Below are 10,787 nucleotides of genomic sequence, written 5' to 3'. Positions count from 1 at the left end.
ACTGCCCACCCGCCAAAAAGCCTTCAAACACCTGGATGAAATCGGCGCCATCCAGCGCCTGCAGCCATCGGAAAAGCAAGAGCAAACGCCGGTTTGATCAATGTCGTTAGAGCGATAAAAGAAATCTAACGCATCGGCGTTTCTAATGCGCAATATTAATTATTTTTCCAATTTTGCATTTTTCCAGTAGTCCAATCAGTGATGTTTTAATAAAAGGCGCAAGAACGAAAATTTCTTTCATTGGCGTGATATCACCCCTGTCTTCGGTCTGTGATCTGCGTCTGAAAGTGATCAAAATTACAAGGGTGTAATGGTTATTCTGAAAAAGTCATGTTATACGTTTGTCGTTAGTGTGACGCTTAAAGGTGCGATACCGTGACGGACCACAATTTGGCTTTGGCCCAAGTGTGAAAGATCCTGTCTGCGCGTTCAAAAAAGCATGGAAAATCGCCCCTCTAATGTGTTGGGTCCGCAAGCAGTGTTTCTAATAATAAATTCATAAACTGAAACAAGACTTCAATAGGCCGATTGTGTGCAGAACACTGATCATCGATAATTTCGACTCGTTTACGTACAACATCTATCAAGCCATGGGCCAAGCGTGCGGTGAAGAACCTGTCGTGCTGCAGAATACTGCTGCCATCGAACAGATTGATTTCAGCCGTTATGACTGCATTATCGTTTCTCCCGGGCCGGGTAATCCCGCACGGGCGGAAGATGTCGGCCTAAGTGCGCAGGTCATTCTGACCAGCCCAGTACCTGTGCTGGGCGTCTGTCTTGGTCATCAATGTATTGCCCATGAGCACGGAATGACCGTTTCTCTTGCTCCGCAACCTATGCATGGCCGTATCAGTGTCATTCGACACAGCGCAACGGGGGTGTTCAAGGGACTGCCCGAGGAGCTTTCTGTTGTCCGGTATCACTCATTGGCCATCGAACGGATCAAGGGCCCGTTTGAACTAACGGCCTGGGGAAGTGACGGGATGATACACGGCATACAACATAAGACCCGCCCCCTGCACGGTATTCAGTTTCATCCAGAGTCCATCAGTACGCAGGCAGGGAGCCAGTTGTTCCGCAACTTTCGTGATATTGCGATGGCGCATTGATCACGGCTAAGACTGCACACCAATAAAAATCGGACATTCACCGATGGGGGCATAATGATCTCAGCGAGCGTTCTGTTCAGAGTGTTGCCGGCTTGTTCAGATGCACTGACAGTGTTTCAGCAACTTTTTGGCGACTCAGCCAATAAGTTCCTGTTGGAAAGTGCCGTGGTTATACCCGGTTTTTCGCGGTTTTCGTTCATGGGTGATGACCAGGGGCCGCAGGCGGAAAGTATTACTTATGATGCGATCGAACGTCAGGCGGAAGTGGTGCGTGGCGACTCTGTGCAACATTTCGAAATAGCTAGCCTGTTTGATTTTCTGCAAACCCGATTGCAGGAAAGAGTGGTCGAATGTCCGGTCGAATTGCCCTTTGATTTCAATCTGGGTTATGTCGGTGTGTTCGGTTACGAACTCAAGGGCGAAACCATTGGGGTTGATGCCTGGCGTTCACCGTCTCACGATGCGGCATTGATATTTGCCACCCGATTGATCGTGATAGACCACCTTGCAGGTAAAACCTGGCTGCTGCACCTGGCATCCAGCGAAGACGAGTCTGCGCTCGCCAATACCTGGTTCGATGACGTGGAGGCTACGCTGCAAGGGCTTGCATCTGCGGCAACGGTGAGCCAGCCCACCCCCGGTAAACGCTTCTCCATTGATGATGTTCAGCACTGGATCGCCCGTCATGCGTACATGCGTCATGACAAACCGGCCTACCTGAGAAAAATCGACGAATCGCTGACCGAGATTGCCCATGGTGAAAGCTATGAGATTTGTCTGACCAATCTCATTGAATTTCCTTTCGAGCATCCGCCGATCGAGCTCTACCGCCAACTACGGGTGCAGTCTCCGGCGCCGCATTCCGCCTATTTCAACGTCGGCGACTTGCATGTGGTGAGCGCGTCTCCGGAACGTTTTCTCAGCATCGATCGGCACGGCCTGGCCGAGGCGAAACCGATCAAAGGCACCCGGCCTCGTGGCGCCGACGCCGCTGAAGATGGCCGGCAGATCGATGACCTGCTTGGCAGTGAGAAAGACCGCGCAGAGAACCTGATGATCGTCGATTTGTTGCGCAACGATCTGGGGCAGGTCTGCGCCTTGGGTTCGGTTGAGGTGCCGAAGCTGTTCGACGTGGAAACCTATTCCCATGTCCATCAATTGGTGTCTACCGTTCGCGGCACCTTGAAACCCGGCGTGTCGTCCGTGCAGTGCATCAAAGCCGCTTTCCCCGGAGGCTCGATGACGGGGGCGCCGAAGAAACGCACCATGGAAATCATCGATCGGCTTGAACAGGGCTCTCGTGGCCTCTATTCCGGGGCGCTGGGCTGGTTCGGCCTGTGTGGCGCCTGCGACCTGAGCATTGTCATCCGCTCGGTGCTGATTGACCGCGGCCAGGCTCGGCTGGGTGTCGGAGGGGCGATTACGGCGCTTTCCGATCCGGAAGAAGAGTTCATCGAAACGCTGATCAAGGCGCGCAACGTAGTGGAAGCGGTGGAACGCATGCGAATCCGCCTTGCCGTCTGAAAGCTTCTCGTCGCGCGATCCATTTTTCTACTTTATTCGAACACTGATGCGCCTGGCTTCGATCCATGCGCGGCATCAGTCATTTTTGGCCGATGAAGCCAGGGAGCTATCGTTTGAATCGCCCATTTTCGCCCTCTGATGTGTACCCCCTGACCACCGCTCAGCGGCAGATCTGGTTCGATGAAGTGCTGCACGAAGGTACGCCGCTCTACAAGATCGGTGGTCATGTGCGGATCGCTGGCAACGTCGACGTGCAACGTTTTGAGCAAGCGGTGAACAGGTTGGTGCACAAGCACGATGCGTTACGCATCGTGCTGACATCGTCTGTCGACGAACACGGCGTACCGCTGCAACGCATCGTCGATACGCTGTCGGTGGAAGTGCCATTTCACGACTTCAGCGACCGGGAGGACGGCGAGGGCGCCGCATTAGCGCTGCTTGAGGAGCGCCTGGAAACCGCCTTCACGTTGATCGGTCGGCCATTGTTTCGCTTTGAGTTGGTAAAGGTCAGTGACACGCGTTTTTACTTCACGCTCAACTTTCACCACCTGATCGTCGACGGTTGGGCGATCGGTTTGCTGGTCGAATCATTGTCAAAACTGTACAGCGAGGTCGAGGCGCAAGATCAACCTGAACCGGCGCCGACCTACCGGGAATTCATCGAGCAGGATCGGGCGTTCGAGCAATCGCCGCAACAGTTGCGCAACTTGAAGTATTGGCTGGATAAATACCATACAGTGCCCGACCCGTTGTTCACCCCCCGTCATCGCGTCATCCAACACAAAGGTATGGCGCCGGGTGGCCATGAGTGTTTGCGGCTGTCCCGTGATTTCTTCGAGCGTATCGTCGAGCTGGCACGCGCCTGCGACGCGACGCCTTTCCATGTGATGCTCGGCATTTTCCACGTCTACTTCAGCCGCACCGAGCGCCGTGACGAGTTGTCCATCGCCATACCGACGCTTAATCGCGGTAATGCCCGTCTCAAGTCGACCGCCGGCATGTTTGTCGGCGTCAGCCCGCTGCGGTTGTCGTTTGATCCGCACCTGAGTTTCTCGGCGATGGTCACTTCTCTGGGGCGGATGCTCAAGCAGGATTATCGGTATCAGCGCTTCCCGTTGAGTGAGTTGAATCGCACGCTCGGCCTGTGGCGCTCGCAGCGCGCGCAGTTGTTCGACCTGACGGTGTCCTACGAGCGCGATGATCATGACTTGCGCTTCGATGAGGCGCAGGCGCAGGTGATCATGGGATCGAACAGGCATGAGCAGGACCCGCTGACGGTCCATATCCGTGAAAACAAATTCGACGAAAACGTCTGGATTCATTTCTTTTACAACCAGGCCTATTTCAGCCGCGGGGAAATCCGGCAGATCAGCCTTCGGCTGCAGCATATGCTTGAGCAGGTGCTGGAAAATGCCGAGTTGCCGGTGTCGCGACTGTCGCTCGTGACGGAACCTGAAATCCGCCAACTCGAGTCCTGGAACGCCACCGACGTAGCGTTTGCGCCGGCGCCGATGATCCATCGACAGGTCGAAGCGCAGGCAGCGCGCTCGCCGGATGCCATTGCCATCGAGCAAGACGGACACAGCCTGACCTATGCGCAGTTGAACACCCGCGCAAACGTCGTGGCGCATCGATTGATGGCCATGGGCGTCCAGCCTGACCAGTGCGTAACGATCTGTACCCAACGCAGCCTCGACAGCATTGTCGGGATGCTGGGGATTCTCAAGTCTGGTGCGGGTTATGTGCCCATGGACCCCGCCTATCCGGTGGAGCGTTTGCGCTACATCCTCGACGAGTCCGCGCCGAAGGTCATGCTGATCCACGATCGAACGGCGCACCTGTTGCCTGAGACCGCGATGCCGCAGCTTGATCTCGGTGACTTGCACGCCATGACCGAGGCGGAGTTTACCAATCCCGATCCCACAGGGTGTCACGGCGCGTCACTGGCCTACGTGATCTACACCTCGGGTTCCACCGGCCGACCGAAAGGCGTGATGGTCGAGCACCGCCAGTTGAATAACCTGATCGCCTGGCACAACGAGCGGTTCAAGCTTGGCGAAGGCAGCCGCAGTACCTGGTTCGCCGGCGTCGGTTTCGACGCCAGTGTCTGGGAAATCTGGACGGCGCTGAGTGTCGGCGGCACGTTGTTGCTGCCGCCGTCGCACACGGTCAACGACCCGCAGGCCTTGCTGCAATGGTGGAAAGTGCAGACTGTGGATCTCTCCATTCTGATCACCCCGCTGGCGGAACTGGCGTACGCCAGCGGCCTTGCCAACCCACTGGCCAGTAACGTGCTGATCGGCGGTGATCGGTTGCGCCAATGGCCGGCCGGTCTGCCTGCCGGACAAGCATTGATCAATACCTACGGCCCGACCGAAGCCACGGTATTGGTCACTGCCGGGCAAGTGCATCAGCACGACGCGGCGCTGCACATCGGGCGCCCGGTGGCCAACACCCGGATTCACATTCTTGATGAGTTCGGCCAACGTGTTCCGCCGGGCGCGGTCGGTGAACTCTATCTCGCCGGCGCACACGTCGCACGAGGTTACCTGAACCAGCCGGGCTTGACCGCCGAGCGTTTTGTCGACGATCCGTTCAGTGCTGCACCCGGTGCGCGGATGTACAAGAGTGGCGACCTGGGACGCTGGATGGCCGATGGCAACATCGAATTCCTGGGGCGCAATGACGACCAGGTGAAGATCCGCGGTTTTCGCATTGAGTTGGGCGAGATCGAGGCCACGCTGGTCTCCTTGCCCGGCGTGCTTGAGGTGGCGGTACTCGCACGGGAGGACAGCCCTGGTGAAGTGCGCCTTGTCGCTTATTACACCGGTGCCGACGGGCTGGCCGAGGGTCTGCGCAGTCGCGCGAGTGACGCGTTGCCGGCTTACATGGTGCCATCGGCGTTCATGCACCTGACGGCGTTTGCGCTGACCGTCAATGGCAAGCTGGACCGCAGAGCCTTGCCAGCGCCCGAAGTCTGCATCAGCCATGCCTATGAGGCACCCAAAGGTGAGAGGGAGCAATCCTTGGCTTTGTTGTGGCAACAGGTGCTGGGCGTCGAGCGAGTAGGGCGTCACGACAACTTTTTCGAGTTGGGCGGGCATTCGCTGTCCGCCGTAAGGCTGATCCAGAGCATGCGTCGGCAGGGGATGAATGCCGAACCCCGCGCTCTGTTCGGCGCGCCGACGCTGGAAGCGTTTGCCCGGGAAACAGGCACCGGCCAGGAGATCGAGATCCCGCCCAATCGTATCGGCGTCGGCTGTTCGCGAATCACCCCAGACCTCTTGCCACTGGTCGAAATGAGCCAGGCGCAGATCGACGGGTTGATTGAAAACATGCCCGGTGGTGTTGCCAATGTGCAGGATATCTATCCATTGGCACCGCTGCAGGAAGGTATCCTCTACCATCATTTGTCGTCCAGCGGCGGCGATCCTTACGTGCTGCATGGGTTGTTTGCGCTGGACAATCGCGCCCGGCTCGACGATTTCATCCAGGCCTTGCAAACGGTCATCGACCGCCACGACATCCTGCGCACGGCAGTGGTCTGGGAAGGGCTGGACGCGCCTGTGCAGGTGGTCCTGCGCGACGTGCCGCTGCCGTTGCAATGGCTGGACTTCGAGGTCCGGGACGGCGATATCATCGGCCAACTGCTCAAGCGTTTCGATGTCGGTCACTCGCGTCTGGATCTGCGCCAGGCACCGCTGCTGCGACTGGCCTGCGCCTTCGATCAAGCCAACGACCGCTGGCTGGCTTTGCTGGTGGTTCATCACCTGGCGATGGATCATGCCGGGTTAAGTGTTCTGCAGCAGGAGATGCAAGCCTATCTGCTCGATCAGCGGGCACTGTTGCCTGACGCGACGCCTTACCGCAACTACGTGGTGCAGAGTCGGAACAGCATGGCCGCCGCAAACCATGAGGCCTTTTTCCGCGACATGCTGCAGGACATCGAGTCACCGACGTTACCGTTCGGTGTGGCACAGGCTCGCGATGACGCTGCGCCCATTGAAATAATCCAGTCCGTACCATCTTTGGTGGCTGACCGTTTGCGCACGCAGGCACGGGGGCTCGGTGTCAGCATCGCCAGCTTGTTTCACCTGGCGTGGGGACGGGTGTTGTCGATGCTCACGGGACGGACAGACGTGGTGTTCGGCAGTGTGCTGCTGGGGCGCATGCACGGTGCGGGTGGCGAACATGCGCTGGGATTGTTCATCAATACCTTGCCGCTGCGCTTGACGCTGGGTTCCCAGGGCGTTGCCGCCAGTGTGCGCGATACTGCGACGCGGGTGGCCAACCTGCTCGCTCATGAGCATGCACCGCTGGCGCTGGCCCAGCGTTGCAGCGGGGTTGCCCCTGGCACACCGCTGTTCAGCGCCTTGCTGAATTACCGACGCAGTGAAAACCATGGTAACGGCACCGGGCCGCTGAACTGGCAAGGTATCGAACTGCTCCAGGAATATGAGCGCACCCACTATCCGCTGACGTTGTCGGTCGATGACGGGGGGCAAGGGTTCGAACTGAATGTCCAGGCGGTGACCGGGATCGATGCGCAATTGGTGTGCGACAGCGTACAGGCCGTCTTGGCCAGTCTGGCGCAGGCACTTGAATTGACCCCCGCAAAAGCCGTGCATGATCTGGTTGCGTTGCCGGCCAAGGAACGCCGGCGGGTGCTGTTCGATTTCAATGCCACCGACAGTGCCTTTGCGCAGGCGCTCACGCTGCATCAGTTATTCGAAAATCAGGTCAGGTCGACTCCCGAGGCCATCGCGCTGACTTTCGAAGACCAGCAACTGACCTACGATGCGTTGAACAGGCAGGCCAACCGCGTGGCCCATCAGTTGATCGAACTGGGTGTGCGGGCCGATGACCGAGTAGCGATCTGTGTCGAGCGCAGCCTGGATATGGTGGTCGGCCTGTTCGGCGTTCTCAAGTCCGGGGGCGCTTATGTGCCGCTTGACCCCGGATACCCGCTCGAGCGTCTGGCCCAAATGATGGAGGACAGTGCCCCGGTCGCGCTGCTGATGCATGGCCCGACCCGGGGTCTGTTGCGTGTGGGTGGAGCGATCGTCCTCGATCTTGATGAAGCCCGGAATAACGCCCGGTTCCCCTCGCACAACCCGGCGCTGGCGCAGGATTGGCGGACGCTGGCGTATGTCATCTACACGTCCGGTTCATCTGGGCGACCCAAGGGGGTGATGAATGAGCATCGCGGTGTGGTCAACCGTTTGCAGTGGATGCAGCAAGAGCTGAGGCTGACGGCGCAAGATGTGGTCTTGCAAAAGACCCCGTTCAGTTTCGACGTCTCGGTCTGGGAGTTTTTCTGGCCGTTGATGATCGGCGCCAGGCTGGTGATCGCACGTCCCGAGGGCCACCGGGATGCGGTTTATCTGGCGCAACTGATCGCTCGGGAACGGATCAGCACCGTGCATTTCGTGCCGTCGATGTTGCAGGTTTTTCTGGAGCCTGCACAGGCCGCCGAATGCCGCAGCCTGACGCGTGTGGTGTGCAGCGGCGAAGCGCTGCCGCTTAGCCTTGTTCGCCGCTTCGCCACAGTGCTGCCGGACACCGGATTGCACAATCTTTACGGGCCGACCGAAGCCGCGGTCGATGTCACGGCCTGGACATGCAGCGCCGACGACAGCGTGTCACTGATTGGTCGGCCGATCGCCAATACCCGTATCTACATCCTGGATGCTCAGGGGCAACCGGTTCCGGTGGGCATTGCGGGTGAATTACATATCGCCGGTGTTCAGGTCGCTCGCGGTTACCTGAATCTGCCCCGCCTGACCGCTGAACGGTTCGTCAACGATGGGTTCAGCGAGGCGCCCGGCGCCAGGATGTACAAGACCGGCGATCTTGGACGCTGGTTGCCCAATGGTGCAATCGAGTACTTGGGGCGTAACGACGATCAGGTCAAGATCCGTGGCTTTCGCATCGAACCGGGCGAAATCGAAATGGTGCTGTCGCAGGTGCCCGGTTTGCGCGAGGTTGTGGTGCTGGCCCGGGACGACGAGCGTTCCGGTCAGCGGCTGGTGGCGTACTACACCGGTAGCGCCGTCGCTGCGCAAGCGCTACGCGAGCTAGCCGGCCATCGCTTGGCGTCGTACATGGTCCCTTCGGCATTCGTGCACCTCGATGCCTGGCCGTTGACCCCCAACGGCAAGCTCGACCGCAAAGCGCTGCCCGCACCGGACGGGGCTTACGCGCGGGCCGTCTACGAAGCGCCGCAGGGTGACGTCGAGAGCACGCTGGCCGGTATCTGGTCGCGGTTGTTGAACGTGGAGCAGGTCAGCCGTCACGACAATTTTTTCGAGCTGGGCGGACATTCGTTGATGGCGGTCAGCCTGATCGAACACATGCGCCGTGCCGGCCTGTTTGCCCAGGTGCCGGAGCTGCTCGGTGCGCCGACCCTGGCTGAATTGGCGCAGAAGGTCAGCACCGAACATCAGTTATTCAGCGTACCCGCCAACGCGATACCACTGCACGCCGAACACATCACTGCGGCCATGCTGCCGCTGGTGCAACTAACCCAGCCGGCCATCGACAGTATCGTCGCCCGGGTAGCGGGTGGCGCCGCCAACGTGCAGGACATCTACCCGCTGGCGCCACTGCAGGAAGGCATTCTTTATCACCACTTGACCGCGACCGGGGGTGATCCTTATGTGCTGCATGCGTTGTTCGCGTTTGCCGGGCAAGCGGCGTTCGAGCAGGTGGTCAGCGCGATGCAGCAGGTCATCAATCGCCATGATGTGTTGCGCACGGCTGTGCTGTGGGAAGGGCTCGATGCCCCGGTGCAAGTAGTTTGGCGTCAGTCGCCAGTGTCAATCGAACACTTTTCGGCGGACCCTCGCGAGGGTGACGTGGCGGAGCAATTGCTGCAGCGATTCGACGCTCGCCAGCGTGGCATCGACTTGGGCCAGGCACCGTTGATCCGTTGGGTTTATGCCGATGATGAGGCCAATCAGCGCGGGGTCGGGTTGCTCAGGTTCCATCACATCGTGATGGACCATGTCGCGCTGGCGTTCGTGCAGCGCGAAGTCCAGGCTATTCTGGCCGGGCAGGGCGCAACACTGGCCGTTAGCGCGCCATACCGTGATTACGTGGCGCAGGCGCGATCGAGCGGTAATGCCCAGGCACACGAGGCTTTCTTCCGTGAGCGGTTGCACGACGTCGATGAGCCGACGTTGCCTTATGGCATTGCCGGTATACAGGCCGACGCCGATCCGGTGACAGAAGCCTTGGCAAGTGTCTCGGGCGAACTGGCCCTGCGCTTGCGCACCCAGGCCCGGAAACTGGGTGTAAGCCCGGCCAGTCTCTATCACTTGGCTTGGGCCCGGGTGTTGGCGGTACTGGCGGGCCGCGACGACGTGGTCTTCGGTAGCGTGTTGTTGGGTCGACTGCAGGGCGGTGCCGGGGCGGACCGCGCCTTGGGCCTGTTCATCAACACCCTGCCGGTGCGCATCAATGCCGGTGCTGAGGGCGTGCAAAAGGGTGTGCGTCAGACCAGCCAGGCATTGGCTGCGTTACTTGCCCACGAGCATGCATCGTTGGCCCAAGCGCAGCGCTGCAGCGGTGTGATCGCGCCAACCCCGCTGTTCAGCGCCTTACTCAACTATCGGCACGGTGAGGAACAGGATGGCTTGGCGGTCGGGCGATACGTCTGGCCAGGGGTACAACTGCTGTCAGCGCACGAACGTACCAACTATCCGTTGGTACTGTGTGTCGACGATATCGGTAACGACTTCGGTTTGATCGTTCAAGCGACGCAAGGTATCGATTCGCGGCAGGTCTGCGACTTTATGCACACCACGCTGGTGTCGCTGGCCGATGCGCTGGAGTGTGCGCCGGATACGCCGATCAATGCCTTGCGGGTGTTACCTCATCAGGAACGGACCCGACTGCTCGAGGAATTCAATCCGCCGCGCTTTGACCACCTGCAACCGCAGACCCTCCAACAACTGTTCGAGGCGCAAGCCGAACGCTCGCCGAATGCGTTCGCTGTCACGTTCGAGGGGCAATCACTGACGTACGCCCAATTGAATGCGCGAGCCAACCGTGTAGCCCATCGCCTGATCGCCCAGGGAGTGAAACCGGACGATCGAGTGGCGATCTGCGTGGAGCCGGGTCTTGAAATGATCGTTGGCCTGCTCGGCATCC

The 10,787-nt window shown here is 59.3% G+C and carries 3 protein-coding genes; all 3 read left to right on the top strand.

Annotated features, from left to right (window positions below):
- Positions 1–530 precede the first annotated feature (530 nt).
- Positions 531–1,109: an anthranilate synthase component II gene (locus ACW9HW_RS25975; protein WP_256590104.1), complete on the top strand. Its 579-nt coding sequence runs from the start codon at positions 531–533 to the stop codon at positions 1,107–1,109.
- 54 nt (positions 1,110–1,163) lie between these two features.
- Positions 1,164–2,633 carry an aminodeoxychorismate synthase component I gene (pabB, locus tag ACW9HW_RS25970; protein WP_457402138.1) on the top strand — a complete coding sequence of 490 codons (1,470 nt, stop codon included), beginning with the start codon at positions 1,164–1,166 and terminating at the stop codon, positions 2,631–2,633.
- 113 nt (positions 2,634–2,746) lie between these two features.
- Positions 2,747–10,787: amino acid adenylation domain-containing protein (locus ACW9HW_RS25965; RefSeq protein WP_457402136.1), on the top strand; the 8,041-nt coding region annotated here is incomplete at its 3' end.

The sequence above is a fragment of the Pseudomonas sp. SDO5532_S415 genome (assembly GCF_054071155.1).
The sequence above is the reverse complement of the archived record's forward strand: the minus strand, read 5'-3'. Positions and strand labels throughout refer to the sequence as shown.

Coding starts and splice junctions, on each gene's coding strand:
- pabB (WP_457402138.1), top strand. CDS start 1,164: ATGATCTCAGCGAGCGTTCTGTTCAGAGTGTTGCCGGCTTGTTCAGAT.